The following is an 18,340-nucleotide window of genomic DNA, read 5'->3' as shown; positions in this document are numbered from 1 at the left end:
ATCGATTGGTCACACTCTGCAACCCATCGAGTCGCGTCTTATCAGCGAGGCGCTAGGAATTGGCGCACGTCGGCGCACGCCCGCACGGGCGCTCGCCACTCGGCGCCGAGCGACTGCGGGACCGCCTCCGCGCGCCCGCGCGGGGGCGACCGCTGGTTGTCCCGCGTCCTGCCGTCAGTGACGAGGCGGAGCGACGCTCTCGCGGGCGACCAGAGCCGGGGCGACGGTCTGCCGCAGCGCCCCACCGGTGCCCGACTCGATCTGGGACAGCAGCATCTGCAGGCTCGCCCGCGCCACCGCGTCGAAGTCCGGTCGGACTGTGGTCAGCGGCGGAATGAAGTACGCCGCCTCCGGCACGTCGTCGAAGCCGACCACGCTGATCTCGTGCGGCACCCGTCGACCGAACTCGTGCAGCGCCCGCAGCACGCCCAGCGCGAGATGGTCGTTGGCGGTGAAGACGGCGGTCACCTCCGGCATCCGCGCCAACATCTGCCCGCACCGGTAACCCGACGCCGCGGACCAGTCCCCCGGCATCGGCGGCGGCGGATCCAACCCGGCGGCCAGCAACGCCTGCCGCCAGCCGTCGATCCGACCGACGCTGTCGAACCAGTCGGTCGGCCCGGAGACGTGCCAGACGGTGCGGTGCCCGGCGTCGAGCAGATGTTGCGTCGCCGCCCGCGCACCCGCCACCTGGTCGACAGTCACCAGCGGCACCGGCCGGCTCGGATCACCGTCGACCGTGACCAGCGGGACATCCTTGGGCAGGCGCTCCAGCGCCTCACCGGCCGACTCGACCGGGGCGATGACCACGATGCCGGCCACCCGGTGCGACAGGTGCCGCTCGACGGCCGCCGAGATGGAACGGTGGTCCAGGTTTCGCACGCTGCCGACGCTGACCGCGAAACCCTCTTCGGCTGCGGTCTGCTCCAAGGCGGCCAGCAGCGACGCCGGACCGTAGAGCGTCGTGTTCTGCGCGACCACACCGATGACCTGTGATCGACCGGTCACCAGGGCGCGTGCCGCGCCGTTGGGGCGGTAGCCGAGTTCGGCGATCGCCGCGCGTACCCGAAGCCGGGTCTGCTCACGGACGTTGGGATGCCCGTTGAGCACCCGCGACACCGTCTGATGGGAGACACCGGCGAGACGAGCAACGTCCGTCATCGCGGGACCGTGGACGGCCATTTCACTCCCCCCGCTACATCTCCGGCCCGCGGCCCGTCGACGTCGACTGGAGCGGCCCGGCCCGATCCCCCTCGCTCAGTCACCACGCCGGTGCTGAATCCCAGGTGACCAGCGCTGGATCGCCGACAGTCTACGCCAGCAACGGCCCCGAACACGGCACGGCGGGTGCGGGGACTGCGCGACGCGCCGAAGCCGTACAACGCGTTGCCCGTCCGCAGTCCCAGCCAACAGGTACGGGGCACTGTCTTGATGTGGTGCGCCGGCCTGCCCACGCTCCTGGACAGAGCGTCAAGCAGGCCGGCGAGGACCTGACGCGGTGGCGCGGGCTGCACATGCCGCCAGGCCTGCGTTGCCAGCGCCACCGGTCAGAGCGATCGTCGTGTGACTGGCGTCACGGGGTGGTCAGGTCGAATCGCCGGACGGTGACCGCGCCACCGAGCGCCTGCGTCGCGTGGTTGAAGATGGCGAATCGGTAGCCCATGAAGAACTGCCAGTTGTTCGCCAGCGTCAGGGCGTTGCCGAACGAGGTGAAGTTGACCCCGTCGGTGCTGTACGAGAAGCGGGCCTGCCGGCCGGAGCCGGGTCTGATGTCGGCGTTGGCGCGCAACCAGATCCGGCCACCGGAGATGGCGGTGCTCGCCACCTCGCTGCCGGTGCTGGTGGTGTTCCAGCTGTCGTCCATCGCCAGGCCGTTCTGCATGACCAGCCGGGTGGACCCGTTGTCCCGTCGGACTCCGATCCAGGCCGACGAGTTGCGCAGCACCGCCAGGCCGGTGCGATCACCGTCGCGCATGGTGGAGTAGTCCAACTCGATGGTCGCGGTCGAGGTGGGGCCCTGGATGCGGTGGGTCAACGTGTTGCGGGCCTTGTACAGGTCGCCGGTGACGGTGGCGGTCTGCAGGTTGAGCCCGTTGTTGACCGACCACTTGCTGTTGTCCGGGTTGTGGTTCCACTCCCACTGCGGGCCGAGCGTGGTGCCGGCGAACGTGTCGGTGCCGGTGAGCGGCTTGACCGCCCGGGGCGGCGCGGGCAGGTTCGGCTTCGGGTACGAGCTGCCCCAGGTGCCGTTGACAGTCTGCAGCACCGGCCAGCCGTCAGCGGTCCAGGTGATCGGGGCCATGGCCGGCATCCGCCCACCGGGGTACGCGTCGACGAAGGACATGTAGTACCAGTCGCCGTTCTGGGTCTGCACCAGCCCACCCTGGTGCGGCACACCGCCACCGGAGATCGGACCGGGCAGGTTGAGCAGCACCTGACGCTGCTCGTACGGTCCGAACGGGCCGTTTGTCGACTTCAGCACGTACTGGCCGTTGGCCGGGCGGGTGAGCCAGATGTAGTAGGCGCCGTTGCGCTTGTAGAAGCGGGCGCCCTCCAGCGTCCCGATGCTCGACGGCGTCTGGTACACCTGCTGAGCGCGCACCTGCGACTTCCCGTCCGCGGACAGCTGCGCCACGCTGATGGTGCCGTTGCCGTACGCCACGTACATGGTGTCGTTGTCGTCGATCAGCATCCCCGCGTCGTAGTAGCAGTTGGGGATGGTGGTGTGCTTGCTCCAGGCGCCGTCGACGGCGGACGCGGTGTAGATGTGGGTCTGCGCGAAGTCGATGCACCCGGCCCAGTAGTACGTCCGGTTGCTCGGCCGGTAGTTCAGGGTCGACGCCCAGATCCCGTCGACGTAGGCGTTACCGCCGCTCATGTCGTACTTCGATCCGAAGTCGAGGCGGGGCACTGAGTGACCGGCGAACTCCCAGTTCACCAGGTCGTACGAGCGCAGGACCGGCGCGCCCGGCGAGTAGTGCATGGTGGACGCCGACATGTAGTAGGCGTTGTCCACCCGGATGATGTCGACGTCGGCGAAATCCTGCCAGACCACCGGGTTCGAGTACGTACCGTTCGACGGGGGCGGCGTGGTGGGGTTTCCCCCGCCGTCGACGCGGACGAACTGCCACTGCTGGTTGGTGCCGTTCCAGTCGTCGTACTGCACGATGTTGCCGCCGTCGGCGGTCGAGGCGCCCTGCACCTCCATCACCTTGTTGCTGTTCCGGTTGATCAGCCGGACGTAGCCGCCGTCGGAGTCGGCCAACCGGAACTGCTGGTTGGTGCCGTTGTTGTCGCTCCACTGCACGATGCTGGCGCCGTTGGCGGTCGATAAGCCCGAGACGTCGAGCACCTTGCCGGAGAGTCGCGACTTGACCCGGTAGTAGCCACCACCGGAGTCGACGAACTGCCACTGCTGCTGGTTGCCGTTGTTACGGGTCCACTGCGTGATCCGCGCGCCGTCGTTCGTCGCCAGGTTGTACACGTCCAGCGCCTTGCCGCTGTTGCGGTTCACCAACACGTACCAGGCGCTCGTGTCGACAGTCGCCGCTGACGCGGGCGCCGAGGCGACGGCCGCGGCCGCGCCACCGACCACCAGTGTCATCGCGGCGACAGCAAGTCTCGACAGCCACCCGCGCCGACGTGGCGCACCCCGGGGAACCCGACCGATGGAAAGCATGATCCTCCTCTGCTGACGCGAACTGAGCGATCTGGGTCGGCGTCCGCGGCACCGGGCGGGGCGCCGAGCTGACCGACGTCCGGCCATGTGATCGCTAACACCGCCAGCCCGACAGTCGCGGAGACGAGCTGCCGCAACCGGGAGAGGTGGAACGCGCGCGTGGCCGGACAGTCAAAGACATCGACCATCTTGGCTATAGACTGTGAGCGATAACATGCTGTTAGTCAAGCCGTAACACGGCCGCCTCGCACCGCCACCAGGACCACGCGAACGGGTGGTCCACCCAGCCCGCAGGCAAGGATGGACCACCCGTCGTGAGCGCGGTCGGGCCGCGCGAATCAGAAGCCGCGAGCCAGCCGGTGGTAGGCCTGGTTCCAGCGCAGCTCGTCGGCGAAGCGGCGGGGCTCCGTGGCGGCGTCGATGACGACCAGCTCGGTGCGGCTCATCTCCGCCAGGTCGTGCAGCTCCTCCACGCCCACCGCCTGCGACAGCACGGTGTGGTGCGGGGCGCCCGCGGTGATCCACGCCTCAGCCGAGACCGGCAGGTCGGGACGCGGACGCCAGACGGCACGGGCGACCGGCAACCGGCGCAGCGGTTGCGGCGGGGCCACCACGTCGATCTCGTTGGCCACCAGCCGGAAGCGCTCCCCCATGTCGGCCAGCCCGAGCACCACGGCCGGACCGGGTGCGGCGTCGAACACCAGCCGGACCGGGTCCTCCCGGCCACCGATGCTCAGCGGGTGGATCTCCACGTTGGGCACGTCGGACGCGATGGTCGGGCAGACCTCCAGCATGTGGGCGCCGAGCACCAACTCGTTCCCCGGCGTGAGGTCGTAGGTGTAGTCCTCCATGAACGACGTGCCGCCGCTCACGCCCACCGACATCGCCTTGAGGGTGCGGACCAGGACCGACGTCTTCCAGTCGCCCTCACCGCCGAAGCCGTAGCCGTCCGCCATCAACCGCTGCACGGCGATGCCCGGCAGCTGACGCAGCCCCCCGAGGTCCTCGAAGTTCGTCGTGAAGGCCCGGAACCCGCCCGCGTCCAGGAAGGCGCGCATGCCCAGCTCCAGGCGCGCCGCGTACCGCAGCGAGTCGTGCTGCTCGCCGCCGGGCAGCAGCTCGCCGACGATGCGGTAGGTGTCCTCGTACTCCTTGACCAGGTCGTCCACCTGCGCGTCGGTGACCTCGCCGACCACCTCGACCAGGTCGTTGACGCCGTAGGTGTTGACCGAGACCCCGAACCGCAGCTCGGCCTCGACCTTGTCGCCCTCGGTCACCGCGACGTCGCGCATGTTGTCACCGAAGCGGGCCAGGCGCAGCGACCGCATCGCCGACCAGCCCAGCGCGGCGCGGGCCCACGCCCCGACCCGATTGGTCACCCGCGGGTCGCTGACGTGCCCGGCCACCGTCTTGCGGGCCACGCCGAGACGCGTCTGGATGTACCCGAACTCGCGGTCGCCGTGCGCGGCCTGGTTCAGGTTCATGAAGTCCATGTCGATGTCGTTCCACGGCAGCAGAACGTTGGCCTGGGTGTGCAGGTGCAGCAGCGGTGTCTGCAACGCGTCCAGACCGGAGATCCACATCTTGGCCGGTGAGAACGTGTGCATCCAGGCGATGACCCCGACGGCACCCTGAGCGGCGGCGTCCCGACAGACCTGCAGGATCTCACCGCTGTTGGTCAGGACGGGCTTCCAGACCACGCGGGCGGGAATCTGCGGCGAGTCGTCGAGCGCGGCCGCGATCTGGCGGGACTGCTCGGCCACCTGGCGGAGCGTCTCCTCGCCGTACATGCCTTGGCTGCCGGTGAGGAACCAGATCTCGGGTTCGGTGTGTGGTGCCATGGAGTTGCCTTCCGCGAGAGGGGCGGTCACTTGTAACGGATTCCGATGAGGCGCTGCAGGAGGATGAACGCGAAGAGCAGGCCGCCAATCACGATCTTGGTCCACCAGGAGTTGAGGCTCCCATCGAAGGTGATGAGGGTCTGGATCACGCCGAGGACCAGCACGCCGAGCACCGTGCCGAAGACGTAACCCGCGCCGCCGGTGAGCACCGTGCCACCGATGACGACGGCGGCGATGACGTCCAGCTCCATCCCCACGGCGATCAGCGGCGCGCCGGAGAGGGTGTAGAAGGACAGCAGGATCCCACCGATGGCCGAGCACAGGCCACTGATCGTGTAGACGGCGATCCGGGTCCGCCCGACCGGCAGGCCCATCAGCAGCGCCGACTGCGGGTTGCCGCCGATGGCGTACACGTTGCGTCCCAGCCGGGTGTAGGCCAGCGTGTACGCGGCGATGGCGACCACCACGAAGGCGATCAGCACGCTGATCGACACGAAGTTGCCCCGGGGGTCCCCGATCCGCTCCTGCGACATCGAGGTCCAGAACCCGTCGGTGATCGGGATCGACGCGCCGGAGATGAAGGTGCACATGCCCCGGGCGAAGAACATCCCGGCGAGCGTGACGATGAACGGCTGGATCTCGAAGAAGTGGATGACACAGCCCATCAACAGGCCGAGCGTCGGGCCGATCAGCAGGGCGATGACCAGCACCAGCGCCGCCGGCATGCCGTCCTGCAGCAGGGCGGCCGACACCATCGCCGTCATGGCGACCACCGACCCGACCGACAGGTCGATGCCACCGGTGAGGATCACGAAGGTCATGCCCACCGCGACGACGAGCAGGAAGCTGTTGTCGATGAAGACGTTGAAGATGACCTGGACGTTGGAGAACGCCGTGTACTGCGAGACGCCGATGCCGTACATCACCAGCAGCAGGGCGAGCGTGGCCAGGACCGGTATCTGCTTCCTCGGCAGCCGAAACCGGGTACGACCGGCGGTGAGCGTTCCAGTGGTCATGCCGGCACCTGCTCCTTCGGCTTGTCGGCGATGGTGGCGGGCGGCGGGGCGTTACGCCCACGTCGGCTGAACCGGGCCCGGAAGGCCGGTGCCTGGATGAGGCAGACGGCGATGACGACCACCGCTTTGAACAGCAGCGAGGTCTGCGGTGAGATGTCCATGGCGTACACCGTGGTGGTCAGGGTCTGGATGATCAGCGCGCCGATGATCGTGCCACTGAGGAAGAACCGGCCGCCCGCGAGGGACGTACCGCCGATGACGACCGCGAGGATCGCGTCCAGCTCGACCCAGAGGCCGGCGGCGTTGCCGTCGGCGCTGGAGACGTTTGCCGTCATCATGAAGCCAGCGACCGCGGCGCAGGCGGCGCTGATCACGTACGCGAGGAAGATGACCCGGCCGGACCGGATGCCGGCGAGCCGGCTGGCCACGGCGTTGCCACCCACCGACTCGATGATCATGCCGAGTGCGGTGCGACGGGTGAACGCCGCGACCAGCAGGGCCGCGGCGAGGGCGATGAAGATGGCCAGCGGCAGGGTCAACGCGTGGCCCAGGCCGATCGCCCGGTACGGCTCCGAGTTGATGGTGATGATCTGGCCCTCGGTGATCAGCTGGGCGAGACCCCGGCCGGCGACCATCAGGATCAGGGTGGCGATGATCGGTTGGATCCCGATCACGGCCACCAGCACCCCGTTCCAGGCGCCGAGCACGAGCGAGACGCCCATCGCCATCGCGAGGGCCGTCACCACCACGCCGAAGCTGTTCTGGTCGGGCTGCTTGCTGATGTACATGCAGGCGATCGCGCCGCTGATCGCGCAGAGCGAGCCGACCGACAGGTCGATGCCGCCGGTCGAGATGACCAGGGTCATGCCCAGCGCAACGAGGATCAGCGGCGCGCTCAGTCGCAGGATGTCGATCGGCGTGCCGTACAGGTGCCCGTCCTTGAGCTCGATGGACAGGAACCCGGGCCGGTAGATCGTGTTCGCGGCGAGCATGACGAACAGCACGGCGGCGGGCCAGAACAGCCGGTGACCGGTCATCGTCCGGAAGCGGCTCATGGTGTCGTTCATCGGTCTGCCTCCTCCCGGTGGGATCCGCTGGCGATGGTCTGCATGATGCGGTCGGCGTCCAGGCTCTCGTCGTTGGCGAGCTGCGCGACCATCTGCCGGTCCCGCATCACTGCCACCTTGTGACTGAGGCGCAGCACCTCCTCCAGCTCGGCGGAGATGAACAGCACCGCCATCCCCCCGTCGGACAGCTGTGTCACCAGCTTCTGGATCTCGGTCTTCGCGCCGATGTCGATGCCCCGGGTCGGCTCGTCCAGGATCAGCAGTCGGGGCTCGGTGATCAACCACCGGGCCAGCAGCACCTTCTGCTGGTTGCCGCCGGAGAGGTTGCGGACCGGTACCTCCGGGTCGGCGGGCCGGATGTTGAGCGCCTTGACGTACTTGTCGACCAGCTCGTCCTGGCGGCGACGCGGAATGGGCCGCAGCCAGCCGCGGGCCGCCTGCATGGCCAGGATCATGTTCTCGCGGACCGACAGGTCGGCGACGATGCCCTCGGCGCGGCGGTTCTCCGAACAGAAGCCCACGCCGTGGTCGATGGCCTGCGCGGGGGTGCGCAGGCTGCTCGCCGCGCCGTCGACCGCGACCTGACCGCCGTCGGTCCGGTCGGCCCCGAACAACAACCGCGCGACCTCGGTACGCCCCGAGCCCAGCAGACCGGCCAGGCCCACCACCTCGCCGGCGTGGATGGTGAGGCTGAACGGCTCGACGGCGCCCGCCCGACCGAAGTTCGACACCGCCACCAGTGGGGTGCCCTCCTCCAGCGCGGCCAGGTCCCGCCGGGAGTGCTCCTCGATGCCCTCCAGGACGTCGAGCTCCTTGCCGATCATTTTCTCCACAAGGGAGAGCTGCGGTAGTTCGGTGGTGAGGTACTCACCGACGAGCCCGCCGTTGCGCAGCACGGTGATCCGGTCGGCGATCTCGTAGACCTGGTCGAGGAAGTGCGTCACGAACAGGATCGCGATGCCCTCGTCGCGCAGCTGCCGCATGATGCGGAACAGCTGCGCCACCTCGCCGGCATCGAGGCTGGACGTGGGCTCGTCCAGGATCAGCACCCGGGCCTTGATGTCGATCGCGCGGGCGATGGCGACCATCTGCTGGATCGCCAGCGAGTATGAGCCGAGTGGCGCGCTGACGTCGAGGTCGAGGTCGAGGCGGGCCAGCAGGGCTCGGGCGCGGCGACGAACCTCGCCCCAGCGGACGGCGCCGAGGAGCCGAGGCTCGCGGCCGATGAAGATGTTCTCCGCCACCGAGAGGTTGGTGCAGAGATTGACTTCCTGGAAAACGGTGCTCACACCGGCGGCGGTCGCCTGCATCGGCCCGGTGAACGACACGGGCTCGTCATCGAGGGTGATCGCGCCCTCGTCGGTGTGGTAGACGCCGGTGAGCACCTTGATGAGGGTCGACTTGCCGGCGCCGTTCTCGCCCATCAGGGCGTGCACCTCGCCGGGGAAGAGCCGGAAGTTGACGTCGTGGAGTGCGCGCACCCCGGGGAAGGACTTGCTGATCCCGGTCATCGTCAGGACCGGACGGCTATCCGTCATCCCATCAGACCTCTTCTGGGTTGTCGACACGGAAGGGCCGCTACGCTCCCGCTACGCCCGCCCGGTCGCCCCGGGGGGCGCTCAGGCGGGCGTGGTACGGGGGGCGTCGCGGGCCAAGCCCGGTCCGTTTCGGGTAGGGAAGCGACGCGGCGGGGCCGCCACGCGAGCGCGGCGACCCCGTCGTCGATCAGTACTTACGGTTGGGCAGAGCTTCCTTGGCCTGCTCGGTCGTGAAGGTGGTCTCCTGCGTCTCGATCCGAGCAGGCACCTCCTCGCCCGCGTGGACCTTCTTGGCCAGGTCCATCAGCTGCGGGCCGAGCAACGGGCTGCACTCCGCGATGAAGTTGAACTTCCCGTCGGCGAGAGCCTGCATGCCGTCCTTGACCGCGTCGACAGTGATGATGGTGATGTCCTTGCCGGGCACCTTGCCGGCAGCGGTGATCGCCTCAAGCGCACCCAGGCCCATGTCGTCGTTGTGCGCGAACAGCACGTCGATCTGCTTGTTGGCCTTGAGGAACTGCTCCATGACCTGCTTGCCGCCGGCCCGGGTGAAGTCACCCGGCTGGGACGCGATGATCTTCAGGTTCGGGTTGGCGGCGATCGCCTCGCCGAAGCCCTTCTTGCGATCGTTCGCCGGCGCCGCGCCGGTGTTGCCCTGCAGCTCGACGATGTTCACCGGACCGGAGGCGGTCTTCTTCTGCTCGACCAGCCACTCACCGGCGAGCCGGCCCTCCTTGACGAAGTCCGAGCCGAGGAAGGTCTTGTACAGCGACTTGTCGGCCGAGTCCACCGAGCGGTCGGTCAGGATGACCGGGATGCCGGCGTCCTTGGCCTCCTTGAGGACGGTGTCCCAACCGGACTCCACCACCGGCGAGAAGGCGATCACGTCGACCTTCTGCTGGATGTAGTTGCGGATCGCCTTGATCTGGTTTTCCTGCTTCTGCTGAGCGTCGTCGAACTTCAGCTCGATCCCCGCGGCGGCCGCGGATTCCTTGATCGAGGTGGTGTTCGCGGTACGCCACCCGCTCTCCGCACCGACCTGGGAGAAGCCCATCGTGATCTTGCCGTCGTCCTTGGACCCGCCGCCGGTGTCGCTATTGCCGCAGGCCGCCACGCCGCCGACCAGCAGCACGCTGGCGAGGACCGCGGCAGCGCGCCACGGAGCGGACTGCGTTCGCATCTTTCCCATCGAATCTCCTTGGCTGGATGTGGTGGGTAACCGCGCCAACCGCCGAGGTGCGAAAGAGCGGCGTACGCGGGTGGTGCGTGCTGGTGCGTCGTGGTGCAGACCGACGGGTCCCGGGTTATCGGTGCAGGGTCAGGAGCCCGCCGGTGCGACTGGTTGTTGGCCGTAGACGTTCTGGTAGCGGTCGTAGAGCGAGTCGATGTCGGCCTGCGCCATCGGGACCGGCTGCCCGAGGGTGTGGGCCAGATGCGCGGTACGCGCCACGTCCTCGCACATGACCGCCGCCTTGACCGCCGCGCGGGCGTCGCGGCCGATGGTGAACACGCCGTGGTTGCGCATCAGCACCGCGGGCGAGCGGTGCCCGGAGAGCGTGGCGACGATGCCCTTGCCGATGTCGTCACCGCCGATCAGCGCGAACGGTCCGATCGGGATCTCCCCACCGAACTCGTCGGCCTGCGCGGTGAGGTGGCAGGGGATCGACTCCCCACACGCGGCCCAGGCGGTCGCGTACGAGCTGTGCGTGTGCACGACCCCGCCGACCTCGGGCATGGCCCGGTAGACGTAGGCGTGGGCGGCGGTGTCGCTGGACGGGGCGAAGTCGCCCTCCACGAGCACGCCGTCGAGGTCGCACACCACCATCGTGGCCGCGGTGAGGTCGTCGTAGCTCACCCCACTCGGCTTGATCACCATCAGGTCCTGGCCGGGGACCCGGGCGGAGACGTTGCCGGACGTCCAGGCGACCAGGTTGTAGCGGGTCAGCTCGGCGTGCAGGCGGGCGACGGTCTCGCGCAGCTCGCCGATCTGTCGGGTCACCTCGGCGTTCACGCCACCACCTCCAACGGGGCCTCGTGCGTGGTCGCGGCGGTCTCGACCGCCGCGTTGCGGATCGCCCGCAGGCGGAGCATGACGTCGTTGCCGCCACGACCGAAGTGATCGTGCAGCGCCCGGTACTCGGCGTAGAGGGCGTCGTACGCGCGGGCCCGCTCGGGGTCCGGACGGTAGACGGCCTCGTGCACCCGACCCATCGCCTGCGACGCCTCGTGGATCGAGGGGAACTCACCGGCGGCGACGGCGGCGTGGATCGCCGAGCCGAGCGCCGGACCCTGCGCCGAGGCGATGATGTTCAGCGGTCGCCTGGTCACGTCGGCGTAGATCTGCATCAGCAGCGCGTTGTTGGTCAGACCACCGGCGATCACCAGGTCGTTCACCGGAACTCCGGCGTCGACGAACGCCTCGATGATCATCCGGGTGCCGTACGCGGTGGACTCCAGCAGGGCCCGGTAGATGTCCTGTGGCCGGGTGGCCAGGGTCATGCCGACGATCAGCCCGCTGAGGTCGTGGTTGACCAGCAGGGAACGGTTGCCGTTCCACCAGTCCAGGGCGATCAGGCCGTGCCCGCCGACCGGCTGACTAGCGGCCAGCTCGGTGAGGCGTTCGTGCGAGTCGATGCCGGCCGACGCGGCGTGCTCGACGAACCAGCCGAAGATGTCGCCGACGCCGCTCTGGCCGGCCTCGTAACCCCACGCGCCGGGGCTGATGCCGCCGTCCACGACACCGCACATGCCGGCCACCTCGGCGACCTCCGCGCCGTTGACGACGTGGCAGGTCGAGGTGCCCATGATGGCGACCAGTCGACCGGGCTCCACCGCCTGCGCGGACGCCGCTGTGACGTGCGCGTCGACGTTGCCGACGGCCACCGCGATCCCCTCCGGCAGGCCGGTCCAGGCGGCGGCCTGGGCGGTGAGCGCGCCGGCCCTGGCACCGAGGGGCAGCAACGGGCCGTCCAGCTTGGCCACGAAGTCGCCGAAGTTGGGGTTGAGCGCGGTCAGGAAGCCCTCGGATGGATAGTGACCGTCCTGCAGGATGCCCTTGTATCCGGCCGTGCAGACGTTGCGGGTCTCGGTGCCGCAGAGCTGCCAGACGATCCAGTCGGCCGCCTCGATGAAGCGCTCGGCCCGGTCGTAGACCTCCGGGTCCTCCTCCAGGATCTGCAGGCCCTTGGCGTACTGCCACTCGGCGGAGATCTTGCCGCCGTACCGGCCGATCCACGGTTCGGCCCGCTCGTGGGCCAGCGCGTTGATCCGGTCGGCATGCGGCTGCGCGGCGTGGTGCTTCCACAGCTTGACCCAGGCGTGCGGTCGGTCGCGCAGCTCGGGCGTCTCGCACAGCGGGGTGCCGTCGGCGAGCGTCGGCAGCACGGTGCAGGCGGTGAAGTCGATGCCGATGCCGACCACCGCCGCCGGGTCCACCCCCGCGGCGGACACCGCCGCCGGGACGGCGTACCGCAGCACGTCGCGGTAGTCCTGCGGGTTCTGCAGGGCCCAGTCCGGGGGCAGCGATCGACCTCCCGGCAGCGCCGTGCTGATCACGCCATCGCCATACTCGTGCACCGCGGTCCCCAACTCGGCACCATCGCCGACACGGACCACCAGAGCTCGCCCGGACAGGGTGCCGTAATCGACACCGACGACATAGCGGTCGTCAGCTCCGTCCACACGGTTCATGTTCACCTCCACCGTTAACGGGGATAGTGTTAACGCTCACATCCAGGCTCGTCAAGACATCTACCCGCAACAGCTCCGTAACGGAACGCGGAAGGCGGACCGACTCGGGAGGGTAGATAGCGGACTGGTGCAAACCGTGAGGTTCCGGCCTCAACTGCGGCAGCCGTCTGACGAATCAGGCTGGCGTCCGGAACGAGTGCCGTCCGGAGACCCGTCGACAGGCGGCGCGACAGGTCCAGTGCGTCGCACACCCCGGCGGCGCCGTCCGATAGCGACCACTTCTCCCCCGGCGATAATGGCAGCGATAACATCTCCGGGGCGCCGCGGTCGCGTGCTCGGATCCGCGCGACAGCCATCGATGACCATGCGGGCTCATGGCGGAGCGCTCCGGAGGGCGGCCCGCCCAGCGCGCGGCCGGACGGCGCGCCGGTGTTATCGATAACATTCAACGTCTTGGTGTGCACGGGTCGCGCGGTCGGCCCGCGTCGAACGCCGCGTCGAACGCCGCCGAAGGCAAGGTCCACTCGTGTTCCTTGAAGTCGCGGGGTCCGCAGCGGCGTGATCGGCTGATTTCACGAAATCCGAGTTGATCACGCACTAAACGTCGGCGGTCCGCCGCCCGATCACGCCCGCGTCGCCGGCCCGCCGCTCGATCGCGCGCTGGCGCCGCCGGCCCCAAAGTCCTACGACGCCACGAGCCGGCGGCCCGACCCCTGTGGGCCGAGCCGCCGGCTCTCCGTTGCGATGGCGAGACCGAGCGCCGGTCGGGTCAGGCCGTCCGGTTGCGGTTGTACAGGGCCTTCGCCCAGAGGAAGCAGCCCACGCTGACGACGGTGCACCAGATGACCGCGATGACCCCGTTGGCGCCGATCCCGGTGCCCAGCAGCAGGCCACGAAGGGTCTCCATGACCGGCGTGAAGGGCTGGTAGTCAGCGAACCACCGCACGGCTGTCGGCATGGAGTCGGTGGGGACGAACCCACTGCCGAGGAACGGCAGGAGGATCAGCGGCATGGGCAGGTTACTGGCCGTCTCGACGCTGTCACTGACCAGCCCGAGCGCGACGGACAGCCAGGTGAGCGCAAAGGTGATCATGGCGAGGACGCCGGCCGCCGCGAGCCATTCGACCAGGTTGGCCGTGGGCCGGAACCCGACCAGCAGCGCCACGACGGTGACGGCCACGAGGCTGAGCATGGTCTGCACCAGGCTGCCCAGTACGTGGCCCGTCAGGACCGACGGTCGGAAGATCGACATCGTGCGGAACCGGGCGATGATCCCCTCGGTCATGTCCATCGCGACCGAGATGGCGGTGCCCTGCGCGGCGCTGACCACCGTGATGAGCAGGATGCCGGGGGTGACGTAGTTGGTGTACTGGGAGCGGTCGCCGGACGGGCCGAGGCCGGCGCCCAGCGTGCCGCCGAAGACGTAGACGAAGAGCAGCAGGATGATGATCGGGATGCCGATGAGCAGGAACGTCATCGACGGGTACCGCCGCATGTGCAGCAGGTTGCGCCGCAGCATGGTGCTCGAGTCGCGGACGGCGAGGGAGAGGGTGCTCATCGCGCGGGAGCCCTTTCGTGGTCGGGTCGGCCGGCCCGGGTGTCGGGCTGACCGGTGAGGGTGAGGAAGACGTCGTCGAGGTCGGGGGTGTGCACGGAGAGCCCCGCCACGCTGATCGAGGCGTGGTCGAGCTGATCGAGCAGGGATCGCAGCGACCCGACCCCGCCGTCACTCGGCACCTGGAGGGTGAGCGCCCCGTCGTCCCGGGTGCCGGTCTCGAACGTCCGGGCCGCCGAGTCGAGCCCCTCCTGGTCGGCGAACTGCAACACCACGTGGCCGCCCGGAATGAGCCGCTTGAGCTCGCGCGGGGTGCCCTCGGCGATCAGTCGGCCGTGGTCGAGGAACGCCACCCGGTCGGCGAGTTGGTCGGCCTCCTCCAGGTACTGCGTGGTGAGCAGGATGGTGACGCCCTCGGCAGCGAGTGCGCGGATGATGTGCCACATCGCCCGGCGGCTACGCGGGTCGAGGCCGGTGGTCGGCTCGTCGAGGAAGATGACGCGGGGCTCTCCGACCAGTGTCATCGCGAGGTCGAGCCGCCGGCGCATGCCGCCGGAATACGTCGACACCGGCTTGCCCGCCGCCTCGGTCAGGTCGAACTGGTCGAGCAGGTCGGCGATCCGCCGCCGACCGGCGGCCCTGTCGAGGTGGCTCAGGTCGGCCATCAGGGTCAGGTTCTCCCGACCGGTGAGCAGGTTGTCGACGGCGGAGAACTGGCCGGTGACACCGATCAACGCGCGTACCGCGTCGGGCTCCCGGGTCAGGTCGTGACCGAAGACGCGGGCGCCACCGCCGTCGGCGTTGATCAGGGTGGAGAGGATCTGCACGGTGGTGGTCTTGCCGGCGCCGTTGGGCCCGAGCAACGCGAAGATCGTGCCCTCGGTGATCATCAGGTCGATGCCGTCCAGCACGACCTTGTCGCCGTAGGACTTGCGCAGGTCGGTGGCGACGATCGCGGGGTTCATGGAGCTGGTCATGGTCTCCTCATTTGTGGTCGGAGCAGCGGTTGGTCAGGCGCGGCGGATCGTGACGTCGCCGTAGGAGGTGTTCGCCCGGACCTCGACCGTCTCGTCGGTCTGCGCCGGGCTGTCGGTCGACTCCAGCGCGTTGTGCACGCGGCCGTGCTTGGAACTGACGTCGAGCCAGGCGGCGGTCCCGCGACGGATGCCGACCTCGATCGCGCCGTAGGAGGTCTGCACGTCGATCGCGCCGCGGGTGACCTCACCCAGGCGCAGGTTGCCGTAGGCGGTGCGCGCCGTCACCGAGGCCAGCGAGGCGTCCACCGTGATGTCGCCGTAGGCCGTGTTGATCCGGACGTCGCCGCCGCTGCGGCCGATCCAGCAGTCGCCGGACGAATTCTTGATCTCGGCGGTGCCGTCGACCGCGCCGATGCGCACCTTGCCGGACGAGGCCTTCACCCGCGCGGGGCCCAGGACGTGCTCGACCGCGACCTCGCCGTGGCTGCTGTCGATCTCCAACGGCCCGGTCTCGTCGAGTCGGATGCCGCTCCCGGTCTTGATCCGACACTCGCCGAGCCGGCCCTCGCAGCGGAACGCCGCCCAGGACGCCTCGGCGTGCACCCGTGACCCGGTCGGCACCTCGATCAGAACGTCGACCGACGGCCCGGGGCCGAACCCGTAGCGGCGCCAACTCTTCGGCACCCGGATCACCAACCGTCCGGCGGCGAACTCGACTGTGGTCTGTTCCGCGGCGCTCAGGTCGGCCTTGCTCGACGGGTCGCGTGGCCGCACCGTCACCACCGTGTCGGTGCGGTCGCTCGCGGCGATCCAGGCATCGCCGATCGGCATCTCGATCTGGACGGAAATCGGTTCTGGCGTCTCGAAAACAGGCATGGTGGTCTCCCGAAAGGTGGTCGGCGAAGGTCGCCGCTGGTCAGCGGCGTGGTGGAAGGGGTGCGGGAAGTTAGCGGGCCCAGCCGGTGAAGTGCTGACCGGAGCGCGGCTCCGGCCGGCGGGGTGCACGACGCTCCGTGTCGCCCGCCCCGATGGCACCGGCGACGGCGCGCACCAGCCAGGCGTTGACCGAGAGGCCGGCGCGGCCAGCGGCCTCCTCGACGCTGGCCTTCAGGTGGTCGGGAAGCCGCAGGTTGATCCGTGAGGTGCCGCCCTCGTCACCGTCGGGGGCGGACACCGGCACCGACAGCGGTGGCGGGCCGCTGGGCTCGCTCGCCACCTCGATCGGCGGGCTCGCCGGCGCCACCACGAAGTCGGGCTCGCGTCCGCGCAACCGAACGTGCACCGACCCCGGCGCGAGGTCACGGGTAATCTCGTCGGCCGCGTCGGACAGCGCTTCGAGCAGCGTGAGACGGGTGGCCGCCTCCAACTGTGCGAAGAGTCGTTCGGCCAGCGCCCGGGCCTCCGGATCCACGCCCTCCGCGGCCACGGCGAACTCGTTACGCAGGTTCTCGACGTATGACCTCAGCTCCATGGCACCATCATGGCACCACTTTGGCTCAACATGCAACAGGCATGGCTCAGGTAGGTGCCATCGGCTGGCTCCGCCGGCGGTCACCGGCCCCTCAGAGGTCGCCGAAAACCCTCCGGATTAGGTGATTCGCGTCCTCCTGACTCAGCCCGGAGGCCACCAGAAGGTCGCTGACGGTCGTCCGGACCTGTGCCACCACGACCGCACCGGAGAAGCCGACGCCGTCCCGATAGGCATGCCCGGCCATCCGAACCGCCCGCAGCGCCTGCTCCCGGGCCCGGTTCGTCTCGGCACCGGCGGCGAACTGCCGCTGGAGCAGGCGGACCGCCCCGGCGAGATCGGCCACCGCCGTCGGCAACGCCTCCGGCACCGGCTCGCCGTCCTCGATGAGCGTCACCGACCGTCGGATCAGGGTGCCGCTGTTGCGCATCGCCCGGTCGATCGGCTCCGCGGCCTGCGCGTAGCGGCCCACCGGCCCGCGCCGTTGGTGCCAGTACACAGGTGACAGCGTGCTCGCCTCCCGGGCGCCCTGGGTCGCCTCGACGAACGCCTTCAACCGGCCCGCGCTCTGCCGCAGCTCACCCCGGGCGACACGGGCCCGAGCGCCGTCCCGCTCGGTCAACGCCTCGGCGGTGGCCTCGAGTTGGGTCGCGAGAAGGTCCAACGCCGGCCGCGCGGCCCGGTTGAGCACCCGCAGCGGGTTCAGCGGCAGCAGCACGGCGGTGACCAGCAGCGCCACCCCTCCCCCGACCAGCGCGTCCACGAACCGGGGGATCTCCAGATCCCGGACGGCCGGGCTGAGCGTGGCGATCAGCACCGCCGTCGCTCCGGCCTGGATCACCACCGCCGCGCTGCCCGCGAGGAAGAGCGCGACGACGATCGCCAGCACCACGATCAGGGCGAGTTGCCACCACCCGGTGCCGATCACCAGGAGCAGCAGGTCGCCGATCAGCACCCCGACGGTGACACCGATGATCAGCTCGACGGTGCGACGCAACCGCTGGCCGACGGACGCGGCGAGCGTCGAGACGGCGGAGATCGGCGCGAAGACCGGCTGCGACACCTGCAGGAGCGAGTGCGCCACAAACCAGGACAGCCCCGCGGCCAGGCCGGCCTGCAGGGCGAGGCCACCGATGGTCCGTACCCGACGGATCCGGTCGCGCAACGCGGCCACCAACCGGTCCCACCACCGGGCGACGGTCGACGGGCCCGCGTCCGCTCCGCGCCGACCGGCAGCGACCATGGCGGCACCTACCCCGCCACGACCGGATCAATCCTCGCCAGCATGGCCCGGCCGTCCTCAGCGCGAGGCGAGCGCCTCCTCGGCGTACGCCCGGAGCCGGTTGACCGCGACCGGGTCCAGCGCGTGGGCGACGACCCCGCCAGCGTCCCGGCCCGCCGCGATTGAGGTCGTCCGGTTCGGGTAGACCCGGCTCTGCCGTCGGCAGCCCCGGCGCGTGACATCGGGGCCGGGTCGTCGACAAGGACTGCGAGACGCCTCGGGGGAAC

14 protein-coding genes are annotated in these 18,340 nt (G+C 69.5%); all 14 read right to left on the bottom strand.

The window, feature by feature from the left end; translation table 11 throughout:
• Positions 1–174: 174 nt before the first annotated feature.
• The 14 genes from ABZU74_RS11785 to ABZU74_RS11720 all read right to left on the bottom strand — a co-directional run bounded on the left by ABZU74_RS11785 (position 175) and on the right by ABZU74_RS11720 (position 18,074).
• A complete protein-coding gene (locus ABZU74_RS11785) occupies positions 175–1,161 on the bottom strand; it encodes a LacI family DNA-binding transcriptional regulator (RefSeq protein ID WP_355421570.1) in 987 nt (328 codons plus the stop codon).
• A gap of 412 nt (positions 1,162–1,573) precedes the next feature.
• Entirely contained in the window at positions 1,574–3,679 is a 2,106-nt protein-coding gene (locus ABZU74_RS11780) for a family 43 glycosylhydrolase (RefSeq protein WP_355421567.1), read from the bottom strand.
• A 338-nt stretch (positions 3,680–4,017) separates the two neighbouring features.
• Entirely contained in the window at positions 4,018–5,520 is a 1,503-nt protein-coding gene (araA, locus tag ABZU74_RS11775) for an L-arabinose isomerase (protein WP_355421564.1), read from the bottom strand.
• 26 nt (positions 5,521–5,546) lie between these two features.
• Positions 5,547–6,536 carry a galactofuranose ABC transporter, permease protein YjfF gene (gene yjfF / locus ABZU74_RS11770; protein WP_355421561.1) on the bottom strand — a complete coding sequence of 330 codons (990 nt, stop codon included), beginning with the start codon at positions 6,534–6,536 and terminating at the stop codon, positions 5,547–5,549.
• Positions 6,533–7,603, bottom strand: coding sequence for an ABC transporter permease (locus tag ABZU74_RS11765; protein ID WP_355421558.1), 1,071 nt, complete (start codon positions 7,601–7,603; stop codon positions 6,533–6,535). The genes yjfF and ABZU74_RS11765 overlap by 4 nt, the downstream gene beginning before the upstream one ends.
• The gene (locus tag ABZU74_RS11760) at positions 7,600–9,141 is read right to left on the bottom strand and encodes a sugar ABC transporter ATP-binding protein (protein WP_355421555.1); all 1,542 of its coding nucleotides are present in this window, start codon (positions 9,139–9,141) and stop codon (positions 7,600–7,602) included. Before ABZU74_RS11760 ends, ABZU74_RS11765 begins: the two co-directional genes overlap by 4 nt.
• 187 nt (positions 9,142–9,328) lie before the next feature.
• Positions 9,329–10,330 carry an ABC transporter substrate-binding protein gene (locus tag ABZU74_RS11755; RefSeq protein ID WP_355421553.1) on the bottom strand — a complete coding sequence of 334 codons (1,002 nt, stop codon included), beginning with the start codon at positions 10,328–10,330 and terminating at the stop codon, positions 9,329–9,331.
• Between the two features lie 129 nt (positions 10,331–10,459).
• On the bottom strand, positions 10,460–11,152 hold the full coding sequence (locus ABZU74_RS11750) for an L-ribulose-5-phosphate 4-epimerase (RefSeq protein ID WP_196921969.1): 693 nt from the start codon (positions 11,150–11,152) through the stop codon (positions 10,460–10,462).
• Positions 11,149–12,831 carry a ribulokinase gene (gene araB, locus ABZU74_RS11745; protein ID WP_355421550.1) on the bottom strand — a complete coding sequence of 561 codons (1,683 nt, stop codon included), beginning with the start codon at positions 12,829–12,831 and terminating at the stop codon, positions 11,149–11,151. Before araB ends, ABZU74_RS11750 begins: the two co-directional genes overlap by 4 nt.
• A 769-nt stretch (positions 12,832–13,600) precedes the next feature.
• On the bottom strand, positions 13,601–14,389 hold the full coding sequence (locus ABZU74_RS11740; protein ID WP_355421547.1) for an ABC transporter permease: 789 nt from the start codon (positions 14,387–14,389) through the stop codon (positions 13,601–13,603).
• Positions 14,386–15,363 carry an ATP-binding cassette domain-containing protein gene (locus ABZU74_RS11735; protein WP_355421544.1) on the bottom strand — a complete coding sequence of 326 codons (978 nt, stop codon included), beginning with the start codon at positions 15,361–15,363 and terminating at the stop codon, positions 14,386–14,388. Before ABZU74_RS11735 ends, ABZU74_RS11740 begins: the two co-directional genes overlap by 4 nt.
• 33 nt (positions 15,364–15,396) lie before the next feature.
• Positions 15,397–16,239, bottom strand: a complete 843-nt coding sequence (locus ABZU74_RS11730; protein ID WP_355421541.1) for a DUF4097 family beta strand repeat-containing protein — start codon at positions 16,237–16,239, stop codon at positions 15,397–15,399.
• A 70-nt stretch (positions 16,240–16,309) separates the two neighbouring features.
• A complete protein-coding gene (locus tag ABZU74_RS11725) occupies positions 16,310–16,834 on the bottom strand; it encodes a hypothetical protein (protein ID WP_355421537.1) in 525 nt (174 codons plus the stop codon).
• 91 nt (positions 16,835–16,925) lie between these two features.
• A complete protein-coding gene (locus ABZU74_RS11720) occupies positions 16,926–18,074 on the bottom strand; it encodes an FUSC family protein (RefSeq protein WP_355421534.1) in 1,149 nt (382 codons plus the stop codon).
• Positions 18,075–18,340 lie beyond the last annotated feature (266 nt).

This window comes from Micromonospora sp. NPDC005171 (genome assembly GCF_040608575.1).
In the GTDB taxonomy this organism is placed as follows: domain Bacteria; phylum Actinomycetota; class Actinomycetes; order Mycobacteriales; family Micromonosporaceae; genus Micromonospora.
This window is presented reverse-complemented; position numbering and strand designations above follow the sequence as displayed.